The sequence below is a fragment of the Tsukamurella asaccharolytica genome (assembly GCF_007858435.1).
Classification (GTDB): Bacteria; Actinomycetota; Actinomycetes; order Mycobacteriales; family Mycobacteriaceae; genus Tsukamurella; species Tsukamurella asaccharolytica.
The window spans coordinates 30,373-47,516 of the sequence record NZ_VIGW01000004.1 but is presented as its reverse complement, the minus strand read 5'-3'; the positions used below and the strand labels follow the sequence as shown (position 1 = coordinate 47,516).

The following is a 17,144-nucleotide window of genomic DNA, read 5'->3' as shown; positions in this document are numbered from 1 at the left end:
GCGGAGCAGCCCGTCTCCCGGGCACGCCGTCAGGAGACCGCGGCCGCCTCCGCCGGAACGTCCGTGCGGATGAGGTGATCGAAGGCGCTCAGCGCCGCGGTCGCACCGGCACCGGCGGCGACCACGATCTGCTTGAACGGGACCGTCGTGCAGTCGCCGGCCGCGAAGACGCCGGGAAGCGAGGTGCGCCCGGCCTCGTCGACGACGATCTCGCCACGCGGGCTGAGCTCGAGGGTGCCCTCGAGCCACTCCGTGTTCGGCAGGAGACCGATCTGGACGAAGACCCCGTCCAGGTCGAGCGAGTGCGACTCGTCGGTCGTGCGGCTCGTGTACGTCAGGCCGGTGACCTTGCCGCCGTCGCCGACGACCTCGGTGGTCATCGCGCTGACGAGGACATCGACGTTGGGCAGGCTGCGCAGCTTGCGCTGCAGCACCTGGTCGGCGCGCAGCTCCGCGTCGAACTCGACGAGCGTGACGTGGGAGACGATGCCCGCGAGGTCGATCGCGGCCTCGACGCCCGAGTTGCCGCCGCCGATCACGGCCACGCGCTTGCCCTTGAACAGTGGACCGTCGCAGTGGGGGCAGTAGGTGACGCCCTTGTTGCGGTACTCGGCCTCACCGGGCACGTCCATCGAGCGCCACCGGGCGCCGGTGGAGATCACGACGGTGCGCGACTGCAGCTCGGCGCCGCTCGCCAGCCCCACCGAGATGACACCGGTCTCCTCGTCGCGGTTCAGGGTCGCGCCGCGCTGGGAGTTCATGATGTCGACGTCGTACTGCCGCACCTGGTTCTCGAGCTCGGCCGCGAACTTCGGCCCCTCGGTGTACGAGACCGAGGTGAAGTTCTCGATCGCCATCGTGTCGAGCACCTGGCCGCCGAACCGCTCCGCCACGATGCCGGTGCGGATCCCCTTGCGGGCCGCGTAGACCGAGGCGGTCGCGCCCGACGGGCCGCCGCCGACGACGAGCACGTCGAACCGATCCTTCTCCGACAGCGACGCCGCGGTGCGCTTGGCGGCGCCGGAGTCGAGCTTGCCGACGATCTGCTCGAGGTTCATCCGGCCCGAGTCGAACAGCTCGCCGTTGACGAAGACGGTCGGCACGGCCATCACCTGGCGGCTGTCGACCTCGTCCTGGAACAGCGAACCGTCGATCGCGGTGTGGGTGATCCGCGCGTTGAGGACCGCCATCAGGTTGAGCGCCTGGACCACGTCGGGGCAGTTCTGGCAGGACAGCGAGAAGTAGGTCTCGAAGTGGTAGTCGCCCTCGAGGTCGCGCACCTGCTCGAGCAGATCGGCGGCCTCCTTGGACGGGTGGCCCCCCACCTGGAGGAGCGCGAGCACCAGCGACGAGAACTCGTGCCCCAGCGGGATTCCGGCGAACTGCACCGCGATGTCGGTGCCGGCGCGCCGGATCAGGAACGACGGGGTCCGCGGGTCATCGCCGGTCCGGTCGTGGTGGATGTGCTCGGACATGCCCGCGATCTCGTCGAGCAGCTCCGCGAGTTCGGCGGACTTGGCACCCTCGTCGAGCGTCGAGACGAGCTCGACCGGCATCGTGACGTTGGTGAGCAGGCCCTTGAGTTGGGTGGCGAGCGCAGCTTCGAGCATGGTGATCCGATCCTCTTATCTTCTTCAGCTTCGAGCGAGGTGTGAACGGCAGCGGGGCGGGAGGTGAGTCCCGCCCCGCTCCCCGTCGGAAACCGACTAGATCTTGCCGACGAGCTCCAGCGACGGAGCCAGGGAGTCGGCGCCCTCTTCCCACTTGGCGGGGCAGACCTCGCCCGGGTGCGAGCGCACGTACTGGGCGGCCTTCACCTTGCGGACGAGCTCGGCGGCGTTGCGGCCGATGCCCTCAGCGGTGACCTCGGTGAACTGGACGACGCCGTCGGGATCCACCAGGAAGGTGCCGCGGTCGGCGAGGCCCTGGCCGTCGCGGAGCACCTCGAAATCGGTGCTGATCTGCAGGCTCGGATCGCCGATCATCGCGTACTTGATCTTGGCGATGGTGTCCGACGAGGCGTGCCACGCCTTGTGGGTGAAGTGCGTGTCGGTCGAGACCGAGAACACCTCGACGCCGAGAGCCTGCAGCTCCTCGTAGTGATCGGCGAGATCGCCGAGCTCGGTGGGGCACACGAACGTGAAGTCGGCCGGGTAGAAGTAGAAGACGGCCCACTTGCCCGCGATGTCCTGGTCGGAGACGGTGACGAAGTTGCCGTCCTGGAAAGCCTCCGCGGTGAAGGGCTTGATCTTCTTGTTGATCAGCGACACGTGCGTCCTCGTTTCGTTGTTCGGGGGTACCTGTGGGTCCGTGCTCAAGGTTAGGTCCGACGAATTTATCGGGCCAATCGATTCGACCTGGAACACCCATCGGAAATACCTATTGACGCAGGCCAGAGAGGTGTTGATACCGCAATCACAGGCAGGTGATTCTCATCACGAGCGGCTCCGGTTGACAGCCCGGCGCAGATCAGGCGCGCCGACGACGAAGAACCCCTCCGGCCGATGCCGGAGGGGTTCTTCGCGGGTGGAGCTAAGGGGACTCGAACCCCTGACCCCCACACTGCCAGTTATGTAAATCTCTCTATCCTGGGCTTTCTCCGTTTGTCGGAATCTTTCACCGCTTAGCCCTTGACCTGCACTAAGTCTGTCACAACCTCTCTCGATCTTTCACCGTCTATCGCGGTCTATCTAGATTCCTGCGGTCTCTGTGCGGTCTCGTGCGGTCTGAGCGACGGCGTCAGCGGTAGATCCAGGGGCGCTCGGCGCACCACTCCGTGATCGCTGCTCGGTGGCTCCAGTGCCGGTATCGCCACCCGGCCAGCGGCCCCAGCTCCCCGCGCTCCAGCGGGCGCACCTGGTGCTCGCCGTCGCGCCGGAACGGGTTACCGGCGATGTAGCCGCTCTCGACCTCCTCGAAGCTGAGCGTCGGCCACGAGTCGGCGCACGCCGCGCGCAACTGCACGTCGAACGGCTCCGTGCCGACGATGCCCTTGGGCGCCGCCGGGTGCGGGGCGATCGTCGGTCGGTGCTCCGTGGCCGCTGTCGCCGCCGCTGGTGGGTGCTGCATCTTGCGCGCCATCTCATCGACCCCCGTTGCCCGGCCGACGGCCGCCAGCTCGGGAATGGTGCTCGCGGCGCGGCAGCGCGGACGCGGTGCCGTCGGTACCGGTACTGCGCGGCCCGTATGACCCGCGCGTCTCGAACGGCTTGACGCCACGCACGCCGGGGCGGTCCGCCGGGTCGAGCCCGGCGCTGGCCTCCTCGATCCGCCGGTCGAGCAGCACGACCAGGCGCGCGATCTGCTCGACCTCGGCGCGGCGCGCGCTGAGCGCCGGGTGCACCTTGACGGCACCGGTCGGGCCGGTCTCCGTCACGCCGCTACTCAGGGCCTTGTCCAGCTCGATCACGGCGTCCGTGGCCCGCGCCAGCCGCTCCAGCAGCGCAACGTCCGACGGGTCGAGCTGCACCCCCTCGTCGGCAGCCCACCCGGTGTAGTGCGCAGTCAAGGCCGCTCCGGTCGTGCCCGCTGGGGGCTTCCTCTTGGTCATGATCTCTCCAATCTGAATTACGTTGCGCGGGTGTGCATTTCGTTCGTCTACGTGGCACTGAGGGCCGCTCTACTGGCCGCCTGCGCGTGCCTGGTGGGCCCCAATATGCCCTCCGACCTGCGAAAACAGGATGTTTGCGATTGCTTTAAAGGTGGGACGAATCCGTGGGGGCAGTACGCGGCGGGGTTCCGTGCGATGCCCCAGGAGGGGCCCCTACCCCAGGGGTGCAGCTCGACGTCTGCCTCTCGGCGATGCCGTTGCTGCCCCTGAGCGCCACGCTGAGCGCAGTTCTCCCGTCCGGGCCTACCTCCGCAGGTACTTCCCGAAACCGGTGTCCGTCCGGCCGTCCGGCTTGCCGGTGCTCGGCGGCTTGCTCATGTCCTCGGGCGTCGGTCGCTGGCCGTCCTGGTCCTCGGTCGTGTCGGACCCCTGCCCTCGTGTCCCGGCGATGCCCTTTCGGGACGCGTAGGCGCCGTCCAAATACTTGCCGAAGCCGTTGTCGATGCCCTTGTGCTCGCTCATCACTTCTCCTCCGTGTCGCTCAACTTGATCGCGTCCAGACCGTTCGGACCGACGGCCCACCGCTCCTCCTCGGGCCCGTCGGGGTCGAGGAGCCGCGTGGTGGTGAGCCACGTGCGCAACGTGCTGTGCGCATCCACAGCGACCCCTAGCCCTCGGACCCCTGTGGGTGGCGTGGTCACCCCCATGTCCCGGCCTTCCTGGTAGTGCTCCGGCGGGTACCAGACCACCTGGTCCAACAGGACCCCTGCCTCGACCCCTGCCAGCCGCGCGGCCGCGTCGATCGCGTGCTGCCGTGCATGCGGACCGCTGGGGATACGCGGCGGCGGCACCACTCGGATGTGCCCCGCTCGGTCGAACTCGAAGCCGCGCACGATCGCGGCGCGCCACCACGCGCGGATCTGCTGCACGTCGCGCCACTGCTGCACGGATCTGCGCCACTTGCTCAGGGCCTCGACGGTGCCCTCGACTCCCGCGTCGACCACCTGTTCCAGGTCCGCGTCGACGGTGAGCCCGGCGGCTCCCAGCGCGTCCCGGGCCTCACCCGCGAGAGCGATCGCTGCGCTGGCCGCGTCACAGACCGTCGCGTCGGCGTCGTCGTACGCGCGGCCCATCGCGGCCGGTGCCGCGATGACGGCCTTGGCCTCGATGAACCGCTGGATTCTCTCGAAGTGCCGGTAGGTGAACAGCGCCGCGTCGGCCTGCTCGGTCAGCGCGTCGAAGACGGGGCCGCAGATCGGCGGCACGGCCTCCTTGCGCATCCCCGCGCGGACGGCCTCCGCTGCCACGGCCTCCGCAGCGGCCTCCCAACCGCGCTCACTGTCCTGGGCGTGGCTAAGCCGCTCCTCATCGAGGCGTGCGAGCGCGCGGCTGTAGGCGCCCTCGATCCGCTCCAGCTTCAGCAGTCCCCGGATCGCGTCTCCCAGCTCCCCGGCGGGGAGCTCCGGCGACGGGTGCCGCTCGCCCGGTGCGAGGCCGTCGGTCTTCTGCGCCCCGTACAGGGCCGTGCGCGCCTCCTGGGCCGCGCGGACGCTCTGGTTGGTGCGGGCGACCTCCACAGCCAGCCGCTCGTCGCTCGCGCGCTCCTGTGTGAGCCGGTTCCGCTCCTCCTGCTCGACGCGGGCCGACGGGGGCCGGTCAAGGTACAGGCCGGGGGTCTCCTCCAGCGGCCGGACGCGCGGCCCGTCGATCCGGGGGCGGCGGTCGGTGTTGTGGTTGTCGGGGGTGTTCTCGGTCATGGGTCCTCCTACTTGGTGGTGGTCGTGGTGGCCGGTCGGCCGGTGTTCCGCAGCGGCGCGCCACGCTTGTACTGCTTGGCCTGTGCGCGGAGCTGGGCCGCCTGCACGCGGAGTCGCGCGGCTTCCTCCTCGCAGGCCTTCGCGCGGGCGCTGAGGGCGGCGTGGGCCGCTGCGCCGTGGGTGGCGAAGGTGCCGACGTATGAGCGGCTGTGGTTGCGTGGGCCGCTGCCCTGCACGATCCAGCGGACACCGGCGTTGGTCTCGATCCCGCTGCATGCCGGGGTAGAGCTTCTCGCCGCTGACGGCGTCGGTGCGCATCGGCATGGCGTGGGTGGTGGTGCGGGTGGTCATGGGTCCTCTTTTCGGTGGGTTGAGGGTGATTTCTGAGAAAAACCTGTGTAACCGACAGACGTAGCCGTCCCTATAGGTAGAGACGGTGGGACGGTCACAGGTTCCCGTCCACCACCACAGGTCTGACCGACTGGAGCCGACCGGGGGTCGGGACGGCTAGAAAACGTGCCTGGACCTGCACGGATGTGACCGTCCGGGCATGTAACCGTCTGGAGCCGACCGCGAGCCGGACGGCTAGAGCTGTAACCGACAGGCTGACCGACAGGGGGTATGTGCGAATTGACGCTCATGAGGCCGTCTCGACCCTCGAACGGCAGACCTTCGCCCGTCGGCCGCTAGGCCGCCGCTCTTCGTCCTGAGTGATCTGCCCCGCGTCGATGAGGCGGTCCAGGGTGGCGCGTTTGGCGGTGATCCCCAGAGCGGTCTTGGTGTCCTTCAGAAGCTCATCCCGGGCCATGCCGTCGGGGTGCCGCGCGAGGATCTCGTGTAGCTCCTTGGTCAGCTCCGCGACCGGATCGGCGGACGCCGCGAGCTTGCCGACGGGCACCCGCTCATGGCTCAGCGGATTGAGCATCCGCCGGACCCGCACTTCCAGCGGGTGCCCGTCGTGGCCGTTGCGCATCTTGCCTTCGGGCATTTTGGTGGACAGCTCCAGTAGGTGCGGGTCCTCGCCGGGCAGCGTCATGACCACCTCGACGTCCAACTTCGCCTTCTTCGCCGACGCGCCGCGTGCCCGCTGGTTGCTGTGCCCGGTGTGATCGACGTACACGAGCGTGAGGCCCACCTTCTTCAGCTTCAGCGTCACCAGGCGGTCGAACGTCAGCCACGTGTCGTTGTCGATCTCCTCGCCGCCGACGAACGCGCTCAGGGTGTCCAGCACGACGACGTCGATGCCGATCTCCTCGTGCAGCTCCAGCACGAAGCCGACGAACTCAGCGGCGCCATGCTCGGTGCACAGCGCACCCCAGGTCGGCGCCTGGTCATTCAGCGTCACCAGGTGGAAGTCCGGGAGGTCCATCGGCGCCGCGTTGGCGTCCGTGTACTTGTGCCACCAGCGCTCACCCAGCTCGCCGTCGATGTACAGCACGGACAGCGGCCGTGCGAGCGCACGGGGGCGGCCTTCGTCGTCTCGGTCGAGGGCGGAGGAGCCCAGCGACCAGCGGATAGCCATGTCAGCCAACAGCACCGACTTCCCGGTGCCCGACGCGGCCGTGAGCTTGTTCACGGCGTGCAGCTCGAATAGGCCCTCCTCCAGCCACTCACGCGGCGGTAACGGTTGCGCGCGTAGCGCCTTCAGGTCCACCAGCGCGGACCTAGCGGAGCGCGTCTCGCCCTCCTCGGTCGTGTCCGGCGCGGCGATCCCGGCGTACTCACGCCAGTTCGACGGCTCCGGCTTGTCCTCGCTCACGGTGGTCGGTTCCTCGGTCTGCTCGGTGGTCTCGGTCGGGGGCACGTACTTCCCGGCGTGGTCGAAATGGCCGCTGCGGGCCTCCAGCTCGGCAGCGGCCAGACCGACGCTCAGCGTCAGCTTGCGGCTCATGCGGCACCCCCTACCTGCGCAGACGCGCCCAGCTTGGTGATGCCGCCGAACACTGCCCGCTCGATCTCACGGTCCAGCTGCCACTGCTCGCGGACACCGGGCAGACCGCGCCGGGCCCTGCGATCGTTCTCCGCGAGGAAGGCGCCGACCACCTGCCGCAGGGCGAACGTGGCGCCACTGTGCCCCTCGGTCGACAGCATCAGCACGCGCCACGTGACCGCGCTCAGCGTCTCGTGCATCTCGCGCTGCATCCGCCACGCCAGCGTGGCGTAGCCGACGACCTCGGCCATGTCGGCGTCCATCGGCTCATCGGCGCCGGGCACGTCGCCCAGTAGCCGCGCGAGGGCCTCCGGGTCCCGCTCGGGCGCGCTGGCAGCGGCGAAGTCAGCCCAGCTCGACGGCACCGCACGAGGGCCGCTGACCGCGTACGTGGGCCGCGTGAGGTACTCGACCCACCCGGACGGCAACGGCGGCGGCACGGGCCGCTCAGCGTCCGGGAAGTCGAACGGCAGCGGCTCAGGCGATCCACTCATAGCGGCCCCCCTCGAACACGCTCGGCGGCGCCACGACATAGTGCTTGCCCCCGGCGCGAATGTCGATCGTGGGCCCGGCCTTCGCGCGGTAGTCACCCGCCGAGCAGCGAAGCCAGAATTGGAGGCCACCGCGCGCCGTGCGCACCGTCGGCCCGGCGGGCAGCGGCCCGCACTGCTCCTCCAGCCGGATCAAGTCCTCACGGGCGCCTGGCTTGTACAGGTCCGCGTCGATCACGATGAAGCCGACGGGCACCGGCACACCGATGTTCGCGGCCGGTGTCTCGGTCCACCACTGCACGATCCGGTCGAGGTTCCTCGATGCGTCGTGAAAGCCGTGGCTCGTCAGGGGATTCTTCTGCCCTGGGACAAGCGGGAACACGGACCAACCGCGTGCGGCGTACCGCAGAGCGGCGCGGCCAAGGTCGCTGAAGTCCGCAGGAATCGGGAGTTGTCGGCGGGAATTGGTACCCTGGGGCTGTCTCTTTCTAGCGGGTGAGACGGGTGATGAAGTAGGCGGGGCGATGTCGTGCAGGGCATCGCCCCGCTTGGCGTTTGTGGACACGTGTTGTTCCTCTTTCATTGCGCGGTAGTGGATTTCGTCTCGTGCAGAGTCCGCGCCACAGCAACGCGATCGAGCAGACAGTCAGGCCGTGAGCCGTCGGGCGACGTCCTCGGCCTTCTGCACCGACACCCACGCCTCGACGTCCACGCGGTCGAAGAACCGGCGGCCACCGACGCGGTAGCTCGCGGGCCCCTGACCTCGGTGAATCCACCCATAGACGGTTTGTCGGCTCAGGCCGAAGTAGGCCGCCAGCGTGACCGGCGTGAACCGCTCAGGCATCGGGCCGGGGTCAGCGGGCGGCAGGTCGGTGATGTGGTCGGTAACGGTCGACATGGTGTCCTCCTCGTGCAAGTTCGTGGTAACTCGTGACTGACATCAGTAGATCACGAAATCCACTGTGCCCCTTGTGTTTACGTTGACACCAACCGTGACATGCGCAGGTCAGAGGGGGTGCAGCGTTCGCGCGGCATTCCGGCAGCCGCTGCAAGAAACCCCAGGCCAAGGCCGCGAAGGACCGTCGTAAGCATTCGTTATCGAACCGTGACCTATCAGACCGCAGTAGGTTAAGTGGTCACCATGCGGTATCTTGGCGGCATGGCAACACGACGGACCCCGGGCACCCGGAACATCATCGACCGCTGGCACGACCGCGACGGCAACCCGACCGCGCGCGACGGTAAGGGCCTCCAGTACCAGGCTCGATACGTCGACCCGAACGGCCGCGAGGTGGGGAAATCGTTCCCCACGAAGAAGGCCGCGACGGTGTGGCTCAACGCGCAGACAGCGGCAGCGGCGACCGGCGGTTACATCGCCCCGACGAAGGCCGCGATCACGTTCGGCCAGGTAGAGGCGCGGTGGCGCGAAGGGCTCAGCGGCCTACGTCCGTCCACGATCGCGGCCTACAGCGAGCAGATCGACGCGCGAGTCCTGCCGGTGTGGAAAGACACCCCCGTGCAGGCGATCAAGCGGCGCGACGTGGAGCAGTGGCTTCGCGGCCTCCGCAAGAAGCCGACGGCCAGCCAGCGCAAGAACGGCGAACCGGGCGATCCGGTGTCAGCGGCGACGGCGACCCACGCGCTGAAGCTCGTGCGGCAGATCTTCGCGGTGGCCCTCGACCCCTCGGACCCGATCATCACCGTCGACCCGACGTCGGGTGTCAAGGTCGCGAAGGCCACGGCGACGTCCGGCCGTGAGCGGTTCGCCAGCCCGGAGGAAGTGGAGCGGGTCGCGAAGGCCGCCGACTGGCTCGCGTCACAGCCGAAGCGACCGGGGCGCCGTACCGACCGCGAAGCGCCAGCAGATCGCACGGAGACCACGGGCAGCGCACCGGTCGATTGGGCGCGCGAGGACGTGCCGGTGTCGGGCGATGGGCTGTTGATCCGCCTGCTGGGCGCCACGGGGTGCCGGTTCGGCGAAATGGCCGCGCTCCGCGTGGGTCGCCTCGATCTCGACCCGGAGCCGGGCCGCGCACCGTCGCTGTTCGTCCGTGAGGCCGCTGTGGAGGTCAACGGCGTGATGCACGTCGGTCTGCCGAAGACCACGGAGTCGATCCGCCGGGTGCCGTTCCGCCGGTCGCTGGTGGAGCCGCTGCGCACACATCTGGAGCACGCGGGCATCCTCGATGACGATGCTGCCTTCGTGTTCTCCCAGAGCGACGGCGGCGCGCTCCGATTGCGGAACTGGAGCAAGCGGGTGTTTCGCCCGGCCGTGGCGCTCGCGGGTGTGGATCTCAACGTGCACGGCCTGCGCCACAGCGCGGCGACGGCCGCGATCCGTGAGGGAATGACGCCGGTTCAGGTCGCGCGCATCCTCGGGCACTCGAAGCCGTCGATCACGCTCGACATCTACTCCCACGAGTGGCCGGACAACCTGACCGCGATCGGTGAGGACGACTGACCCCGCTGCGCACGTAGCCGCGCGCGGCCTCTGCGGTCCCAGACCGCAGTCGTGCGGCCTGAAACGGGGGCTCTGGGAAATCGTGCGGTCTCTGTGCGGTCTGAAACGAGGAGAGGCGGTCTCCGGTTGACCCGGAAACCGCCTCTGACCTGCTATTTTCTCTGTGGAGCTAAGGGGACTCGAACCCCTGACCCCCACACTGCCAGTGTGGTGCGCTACCAGCTGCGCCATAGCCCCGTATTCGGTTGTTCACCTGCGGTTTCCCGCCCGGAGAACATTACAGGAGGCAGCTCACGTGCACCAAATCGGCTGGTCAGTACCGCTATCACTGAAGGAGCGGCGTCAGCCAATCGCCCTGGACGGTGAGCTTCTCACCGTTGTGCACGACCGTGGGCGTACCGGTGCCACCGATTTCCTGCATCAGCTGACTGCCGGCACCCGCGTTCTGCGCGGACTCGACCGTGTACTTGCCCTCGCTGATCGCGCTGACGACGTCTGCGGGCAGGTCGACGCCCTTGTCCTTGGCCCCGGCGGCGAGCACCGTCGCGATCTCGGCGTTGGTCTTGTCGCCCTGGCCCTCGCTGGGCTGGTTCGCGTACATCGCGGTGTGGGCGCCCATCCAGGCCTTCTGCTTCTGGTCGTCGGGCAGCGAGGACTTCGCGATGGCGAGGAGGCCGCCGGCGGCGCGGTCGGAGTAGTCGCCCGACGGGCTCTGGCGGTTCAGGAAGGAGAGCATGAAGAACTTCACCTGGAGCTTGCCGTCCTCGATCGCCTTGGTGATCTGCTCGCCGTACTGGCGCTCCATGTTGCCGCAGGCGGGGCAGTACGGGTCCTCGAAGAAGGTCAGCTTCGTGGGGGCGTCGGCCTTGCCGAGCACGAAGGCCGGGGTGGCCTTGTCGATGGCCTCCTGTGCCTTGTCGGCCGGAGTGCCCTCCTTGCTGCTCAGTAGCAGCACGCCGCCGATGACGACCACGATGACCACCACCACGGCGATGACGGCCAGCACGTAGGTCATGGTGTTGGACTGCTTCACGGGAACGTACTTCGCGTTCTTACCCTTGCTCACGCGGACCACAATAGCGGCTGCCGATGACTGCGCAGGTCAGGCGGGGTCAGGACCCGAGAACACCGTCGATGAGCGCCTTCGCCTCCGCCTGGACCTGCGCGAGGTGCTCGGCGCCCCGGAACGATTCCGCGTAGATCTTGTACACGTCCTCCGTGCCCGACGGCCGCGCCGCGAACCACGCACTCTCGGTGGTCACCTTGAGGCCACCGATGGGCGCGCCGTTGCCCGGCGCACGGGTGAGTTTGGCGGTGATCGGCTCCCCCGCGAGTTCGTCGGCCGTGACCTGCTCGGGCGAGAGCTTCGCCAGCACGGCCTTCTGCTCGCGCCCGGCGGGGGCGTCGGTGCGGGCGTAGAAGGGCACCCCGTACTGCTCCCCCAGCACGGCGAAATGCTGCGACGGGCTCGTGCCCGTGACGGCGAGGATCTCCGAGGCCAACAGCGCCAGGATGATCCCGTCCTTGTCGGTGGTCCAGACGGAACCGTCGTGGCGCAGGAAGGACGCGCCGGCCGATTCCTCGCCGCCGAACCCCACGCTGCCGTCGAGCAGGCCCGGCACGAACCACTTGAAGCCGACAGGGACCTCGAGGAGCGTGCGCCGCTGCTCCGCCACCACCCGGTCGATCATGGACGAGCTGACCAGCGTCTTGCCGACTGCGGCGTCGTCGCGCCAGCCGCCGCGCGAGGCGAAAAGATAGTCGATGGCGACGGCGAGGTAGTGGTTCGGATTCATCAGCCCGCCGTCGGGGGTGACGATGCCGTGCCGGTCGGAGTCGGCGTCGTTGCCGGTCGCGATGTCGTACTGGTCCCTGTTCGCGATGAGCGAGGCCATCGCGTTCGGCGAACTGCAGTCCATCCGGATGTTGCCATCGGTGTCGAGCGTCATGAACGCGAACTGCGGGTCCACCGTCGGATTGACCACGGTGAGGTCGAGGTTGTACCTATCGCCGATCGCGCCCCAGTAGCCGACGGCGGCGCCGCCGAGCGGGTCCGCGCCGATGCGGATGCCGGCGTCGCGGATCCGGTCGAGGTGCAGGACCGACGGCAGGTCCGCGACGTAGGAATCGAGGAAATCGAAGCGCTGCACCGCGTCCGACGCGAGTGCCCGCGCGAGCGGGATGCGACGCACGTCGCGCAGGCCGCCCTCGAGGATCTCGTTGGCGCGGGCCGCGATCGCCGACGTCGCGTCGGTATCGGCGGGCCCGCCGGTGGGCGGGTTGTACTTGAAGCCGCCGTCCGCGGGCGGGTTGTGCGACGGGGTGACGACGATGCCGTCGGCCTGGACGCCGCCTCCGTGCTGACGGTTGAAGGTGAGGATCGCATGGCTGAGCGCGGGGGTGGGCGTGTACCGGTCGTCGTGGTCGATGAGGGTGTCGACGCCGTTGGCCGCGAGCACCTCGACGGCCGTCTCCCACGCGGGGCCGGACAGCAGATGCGTGTCCTTGGCGAGGTACAGGGGCCCGCGAACACCCTCGGCCGCGCGGTACTCGACGATGGCCTGGGTGGTGGCCGCGATGTGATTGTCGTTGAAGCTGCCGTTGCGCGACGTGCCGCGATGACCCGACGTGCCGAAGGCGACCCGCTGATCCGGATCACCGGGGTCCGGCGCGACCGAATAGTACGCAGCACGAACGGTTTCGACGTCGATCAGGTCCTCGGGAAGAGCCGGCTGGCCGGCACGCGCATGCGCCATGGTGGTCACCTCGTCTGTCCGGAACGGGGCCGCGGATCTCGCGGCCCGGCGTCCAACGTATCGCCGGACCCGACTCTGCGCGGGATAAACCGTCCGAGCGGACGGTTGCTTTCGGAGGCGAAATCTGCGTGATCCGCAGCGGGCGCGCGGGATCCGGGCTCAGAAGTAGGTGGAGATCATGTCGACGATCCGCGGGTCCTCGGCACCGTCGGCGACCACGGGGATCACGCGCCACTTGTCGAAGACGGTGCACGGATGGCTCAGGCCGAGGCGCACGACGTCCCCGACCGCGAGCGGGTCGCCCGGCGGCAGGCGCAGGAAGGCGTGCTGATCGTTGACCGCCGAGATCTCCGCCGGGAGCGGACGCGAAGGTGCCCCGAGCCCCGCCGCGGCGACCTGCGGCTCGGGCAGGCCGTCGTCGAAGGAGACGTCGCGGCGGCCCACGTCGAGTAGGGCGAGGCCGGGCTCGGGGCGCGAGATGACGCGGGCCCAGACGTGCATGGCGGACCGCAGTCGCGGCGCATCGGCCCCGCGGCCGGACGGCGTGATGCCGCGGTAGAAGCCGTCGTCGTGGATGATGTACGCGCCCGAGCGGACCACGACCCGGGCGCCGTCGATGCCGCCCAGGATCGCGGCGACGCGGTCGAAGTACGCGCTGCCGCCGGCGGAGACGACGATGCGCCCCTCCGGGTACAGCGGACGCAGGCGGGCGTGCAGTTCCTTCAGGGTGCGCAGGTAGTCGTCGACGGTGCCGAGGGCCGCCGCCGAGGAGTCGTGCGCGAAGGCGCCCTCGTAGCCGGTGACGCCGCCGAGGCGCAGTCGCGGGGAGGCGGCGATGCGTTCCCCGATCGCGACGGCCTCGTCGACGGTGCGCGCTCCGGTGCGGCCGCCGGGTCCGCCCAGCTCGACGAGCACGGTGGGCTGCCGGTCCGCGGCAGCGAGGCCGCGCTCGAGCGCTTCGACGGTGGCGACCCCGTCGGCCCAGAGGGTGACCTCGAGCCCCGGATCGGCGTCGAGCGCCTCACCGAGCCACCGAATACCGGCCGGATCGGCGATCGCGTTCGCCACGTGCAGGCGCCGGAAGCCGGTGGCGACCGCGGCCTGCAGCTGCGGCAGGTTCGCGACGGTGATCGCCGTGGAACCCGCGTCGAGCTGTTCCTGCCACAGCGCGGGCGCCATCGTGGTCTTCCCGTGCGGCTCGAGGTCGAAGCCGTGCGCGGCGGTCCAGCGCGCGAACTCGGCGACGTTATCGGCGATCGCCGCGCGGTCGAGCACGAGCACCGGCGTCGAGAGGTCCGCCAGGCGCGGCCCGCGGGCGAGGAAGCCGGCCGTCGTCATGCCGTGCGCCCACGCGGGCACCGCCTTGTCGAGCACGCTCAGTACCGCCGGCCGCGCGCCGTTCCCGCCGGCCAACGTGCTGCGCGAGCTACCGGGCGAGGCGGTCATGCAGCCACACCACCGTCTGCATGCCGAACAGGTCGGTGCCCCAGCCGTAGATGTCGGTGATCATCTTGGTCATGCTGCAGTCGGTGGGGCGGTAGGTCACGTCGGTGCCGGAGGCTCGCCACTTGTCGGCCAGCTTGCGCGCGTCCGCGGCCGGCACCAGCGACATGGAGGAATCGTCCTTCGCACAGGACGCGATCAACACCGGTGAGGAGGGACCGGGGCCCTCGCGGCGCAGCAGGTCGTTGTCGTCGAAGGCCCGTTGGAAGGTGGGTTGCTGCGACGGAGGCTTCCCGTTGGCGAACAGCACGCCGAGCGGGACGAGCGGCGTTAGGAAGTAGATGTCCTGGCACTGCGACCGGAAGACGTCGGCCAGCGCACGCCCGGCGGGGTTGAGCTGCTCGTTCACCTTCATCTCGGGGTACTCGGGCTCGAGCCCCAGGAGCGTCGCGAACGCGAACCCGGCACCCAGCGAGCCGGACGACATCTCCATGAACGTGCGCTGATCGACCACCATTCCTTGCAGCACCGTCGCCCTGATGTTCAGCTCGGGTGCGTACTTCTGCGCGGCGAGCGCCGCCGTGGCCGCACCGACGCCGCCGCCGGCGATCCCGAACAGCCCGACCCGCGCGTCCTTCGACAGTCCCGCGTCCCGCAGCGATTGCGCCGCGCGGACCCCGTCGAGGAGCGCGTGCCCGGCGAACTTCCCGGCGAAGACTCCGTGGGGCTTGGGGTCCGCGTCGTTACCCACGTCGCTGATCGCGACGGCATCCCCCTGGCCGAGCATCAGGGCGAGCGGGCCCAGCGCCGACCAGGACGCGCCGTCGAGCGGGTTGCGGCCCGTCCACTGCGTGCTCGGGTGACAGCCCGCGCCCACGGAGTCGTTCGCCTGCTGGTAGCCGATGATCGACTTGTCAGCGGCGCGCGGACCCGTCTCGGGGATCATGACGATGCCGGTCGAGATCTTGCGCGTCGTCCCGTCGATGCCGGTGGTGACGTACATGGTGCGCCAGGCCTGCAGCTTTCCGGGCTTGACGCCCAGGAACATCACGTCGACTTTCATGGCCTTGAGCAGCGTTCCCGGCACGTCCGACGGCCGCAGCGCGGGCTCACGGTAGAACGGGTCGGTCTTGGTGAGCGCCGTGAAGATCTCCTCGGGGCTGCCGAGCCGCGCGGTGGCGAAGGTCCCGAGGACGTAGCCGTTGAAGACCTTGTCCAAGCCGGGCGTGCTGGGCTCCGCAGGCGGGCTCGGCGTGGTGGGCGCGGCCGGCTGGCCGGGCGTCGGCCGGGGCGACGGTGTCGGTACGGCGCGGGCAGGCGTGACGCCCACGGCGGCGATCAGGACCGCCACGAGAGCCGCGAGCAGCGCGCGACGGCCGCGCACCGGCGGCGTCACCTGGATTCGCATGAACATTCTCCCACCAATGAGGGTCCGCGTTGCGGCGCGATAGTAGATAGTAGCCGCCATGACAACCGAAGTATTCACTTCGCGAAAGGCGAAGAATCGCGTGCGACGCCTCGGCGCCGCGGTCGCGCTCGCAGTCGGCATGCTGCTTCCGCAGGCCGCGGCCGCGGGGGCGGCGCCGGCGTACCTCGACCTGACGATGCCCAACCGGGATGCGTCCGTCTCTCCGGGCGGCGTCAACCCGGCACTGCCGACGTCGAGCGCCGCCCTGGGCCGGGCCCTGAACGCCGCACGTGCGAGCGGCGTCGCACCCACCCGGTACGCCGCACTGCTGCAGCAGTACTGGCTGACCCGTGCCACCGAACGCGCGGGCATCGACCTGGCGTCGTGGAACCCCCGCGCCGGCGTCAGCGCCAACTACACCAACCTCAACCGGTCGTACGCGCTGTACCAGAAGCTGCAGCTCGAGCACCGCGAGCTGCGCTGGTCGGGCCAGGGCGGGCTGGTCGGCGCCGACTTCGGCGGTGGCCTCCTCGACTTCGAGCTCGCCGGTCAGGTCTTCGACCTGCCGGGGCTGCAGGCCGCCGTCAACCAGATCGACAAGACGCTGGTGGACCAGCTCGGGCCGCAGGCGATCTCGATGCTGCCCGACGGGCTCGCGGCCGTCCTGCGCGCAGCGCGATCCATCTCCCCGCAGGACATCTCGTGGAGCATCGGCATGATCCTGGTGATGCAGAAGAACATCTTCTCGGACCTCATGCCCATGCACATCGCGTACGTGGACAAGGGAATCGCGGCACTCGAAGAGATGCGTCGGGCCGGGCTCCTCGACGACAAGACCATGAGCGCCTGGCGCGATGTGGCGTCCGGCGACGGGGCGCGGATCACCCGCGGCAACGCCGCCCTGCTCCGGCGGGAGCAGCAGGACAACATCGGCGCGCAGTGGGACCAGGTTCGCAACTACAAGGGCGACATCGGCGAAGCCATCACCTACCTGTCGACGGTGGCCGGGTCACCGTCGGTGGCCGGCGTGATCCCCCTGCGCGAGTTCCGATCCGTCAAGTACACCGTGATCGCCCAGAACGGCCGCACGGCGGTGGTGACGCTGCCGCTCCCGAACTGGAACTGGTCCGTCTTCCCCGAACGCTGGCTGTACATCACCGAGCAGCTGGTGCCGAAGTACGAGTGGGCGGTCGCACACGACTGGCCGTCGTTGGAACGCACCTTCCGCACCCCCTACGAGGTGCAAATGCAGTCGCATCGCCCCCTCGCGTCCCTACCCCAGCTGCTGACCTCCCTGGTCAACGGCCTGAAAGTGGACTACCGGGGGTGAACGGAACGCCGCCGAAGG

Annotated in this window: 17 protein-coding genes and 1 tRNA gene; 2 read left to right on the top strand and 16 right to left on the bottom strand. The window is 69.3% G+C overall.

Annotated features, from left to right (window positions below):
* Nucleotides 1-29: 29 nt before the first annotated feature.
* The 11 genes from ahpF to FK529_RS09285 all read right to left on the bottom strand — a co-directional run bounded on the left by ahpF (nucleotide 30) and on the right by FK529_RS09285 (nucleotide 8,626).
* On the bottom strand, nucleotides 30-1,610 hold the full coding sequence (gene ahpF, locus FK529_RS09335; protein WP_146560719.1) for an alkyl hydroperoxide reductase subunit F: 1,581 nt from the start codon (nucleotides 1,608-1,610) through the stop codon (nucleotides 30-32).
* A 96-nt stretch (nucleotides 1,611-1,706) separates the two neighbouring features.
* Nucleotides 1,707-2,270 carry an alkyl hydroperoxide reductase subunit C gene (ahpC, locus tag FK529_RS09330; RefSeq protein ID WP_146560718.1) on the bottom strand — a complete coding sequence of 188 codons (564 nt, stop codon included), beginning with the start codon at nucleotides 2,268-2,270 and terminating at the stop codon, nucleotides 1,707-1,709.
* Nucleotides 2,271-2,739: 469 nt separating this feature from the next.
* Nucleotides 2,740-3,081, bottom strand: coding sequence for a hypothetical protein (locus tag FK529_RS09325; RefSeq protein ID WP_146560717.1), 342 nt, complete (start codon nucleotides 3,079-3,081; stop codon nucleotides 2,740-2,742).
* A gap of 1 nt (nucleotide 3,082) precedes the next feature.
* The gene (locus FK529_RS09320; RefSeq protein ID WP_146560716.1) at nucleotides 3,083-3,550 is read right to left on the bottom strand and encodes a P27 family phage terminase small subunit; all 468 of its coding nucleotides are present in this window, start codon (nucleotides 3,548-3,550) and stop codon (nucleotides 3,083-3,085) included.
* Between the two features lie 303 nt (nucleotides 3,551-3,853).
* Nucleotides 3,854-4,072 (bottom strand): hypothetical protein, encoded by a 219-nt coding sequence (locus FK529_RS09315; protein ID WP_146560715.1) that lies wholly within the window; start codon nucleotides 4,070-4,072, stop codon nucleotides 3,854-3,856.
* The gene (locus FK529_RS09310) at nucleotides 4,072-5,307 is read right to left on the bottom strand and encodes a hypothetical protein (RefSeq protein ID WP_146560714.1); all 1,236 of its coding nucleotides are present in this window, start codon (nucleotides 5,305-5,307) and stop codon (nucleotides 4,072-4,074) included. Before FK529_RS09310 ends, FK529_RS09315 begins: the two co-directional genes overlap by 1 nt.
* An 8-nt stretch (nucleotides 5,308-5,315) precedes the next feature.
* On the bottom strand, nucleotides 5,316-5,543 hold the full coding sequence (locus FK529_RS09305; protein ID WP_146560713.1) for a hypothetical protein: 228 nt from the start codon (nucleotides 5,541-5,543) through the stop codon (nucleotides 5,316-5,318).
* Nucleotides 5,544-5,944: 401 nt separating this feature from the next.
* On the bottom strand, nucleotides 5,945-7,198 hold the full coding sequence (locus FK529_RS09300; RefSeq protein WP_146560712.1) for an AAA family ATPase: 1,254 nt from the start codon (nucleotides 7,196-7,198) through the stop codon (nucleotides 5,945-5,947).
* Nucleotides 7,195-7,731: a hypothetical protein gene (locus tag FK529_RS09295; protein ID WP_146560711.1), complete on the bottom strand. Its 537-nt coding sequence runs from the start codon at nucleotides 7,729-7,731 to the stop codon at nucleotides 7,195-7,197. The genes FK529_RS09300 and FK529_RS09295 overlap by 4 nt, the downstream gene beginning before the upstream one ends.
* On the bottom strand, nucleotides 7,715-8,110 hold the full coding sequence (locus FK529_RS09290; RefSeq protein ID WP_158635088.1) for a bifunctional DNA primase/polymerase: 396 nt from the start codon (nucleotides 8,108-8,110) through the stop codon (nucleotides 7,715-7,717). The genes FK529_RS09295 and FK529_RS09290 overlap by 17 nt, the downstream gene beginning before the upstream one ends.
* Nucleotides 8,111-8,374: 264 nt before the next feature.
* Nucleotides 8,375-8,626, bottom strand: coding sequence for a helix-turn-helix transcriptional regulator (locus FK529_RS09285; RefSeq protein WP_146560709.1), 252 nt, complete (start codon nucleotides 8,624-8,626; stop codon nucleotides 8,375-8,377).
* Between the two features lie 261 nt (nucleotides 8,627-8,887).
* On the opposite strand from FK529_RS09285, the gene FK529_RS09280 reads away from it, so the two are divergent.
* Nucleotides 8,888-10,189, top strand: coding sequence for a tyrosine-type recombinase/integrase (locus FK529_RS09280; RefSeq protein WP_158635087.1), 1,302 nt, complete (start codon nucleotides 8,888-8,890; stop codon nucleotides 10,187-10,189).
* Nucleotides 10,190-10,353: 164 nt separating this feature from the next.
* Here the strand turns inward: FK529_RS09280 and FK529_RS09275 are convergent.
* The 5 genes from FK529_RS09275 to FK529_RS09255 form a co-directional block, all read right to left on the bottom strand.
* Nucleotides 10,354-10,426: transfer RNA gene (locus FK529_RS09275), tRNA-Ala, on the bottom strand.
* Between the two features lie 88 nt (nucleotides 10,427-10,514).
* Nucleotides 10,515-11,255 (bottom strand): DsbA family protein, encoded by a 741-nt coding sequence (locus FK529_RS09270; RefSeq protein WP_146560707.1) that lies wholly within the window; start codon nucleotides 11,253-11,255, stop codon nucleotides 10,515-10,517.
* 46 nt (nucleotides 11,256-11,301) lie between these two features.
* A complete protein-coding gene (gene pgm / locus FK529_RS09265) occupies nucleotides 11,302-12,945 on the bottom strand; it encodes a phosphoglucomutase (alpha-D-glucose-1,6-bisphosphate-dependent) (RefSeq protein WP_146560706.1) in 1,644 nt (547 codons plus the stop codon).
* A gap of 159 nt (nucleotides 12,946-13,104) precedes the next feature.
* A complete protein-coding gene (locus tag FK529_RS09260) occupies nucleotides 13,105-14,391 on the bottom strand; it encodes an alanine racemase (RefSeq protein ID WP_166436403.1) in 1,287 nt (428 codons plus the stop codon).
* Nucleotides 14,372-15,796, bottom strand: a complete 1,425-nt coding sequence (locus FK529_RS09255) for a lipase family protein (protein ID WP_146560705.1) — start codon at nucleotides 15,794-15,796, stop codon at nucleotides 14,372-14,374. The genes FK529_RS09260 and FK529_RS09255 overlap by 20 nt, the downstream gene beginning before the upstream one ends.
* Before the next feature lie 58 nt (nucleotides 15,797-15,854).
* On the opposite strand from FK529_RS09255, the gene FK529_RS09250 reads away from it, so the two are divergent.
* On the top strand, nucleotides 15,855-17,126 hold the full coding sequence (locus FK529_RS09250; protein ID WP_231703018.1) for a hypothetical protein: 1,272 nt from the start codon (nucleotides 15,855-15,857) through the stop codon (nucleotides 17,124-17,126).
* Nucleotides 17,127-17,144 lie beyond the last annotated feature (18 nt).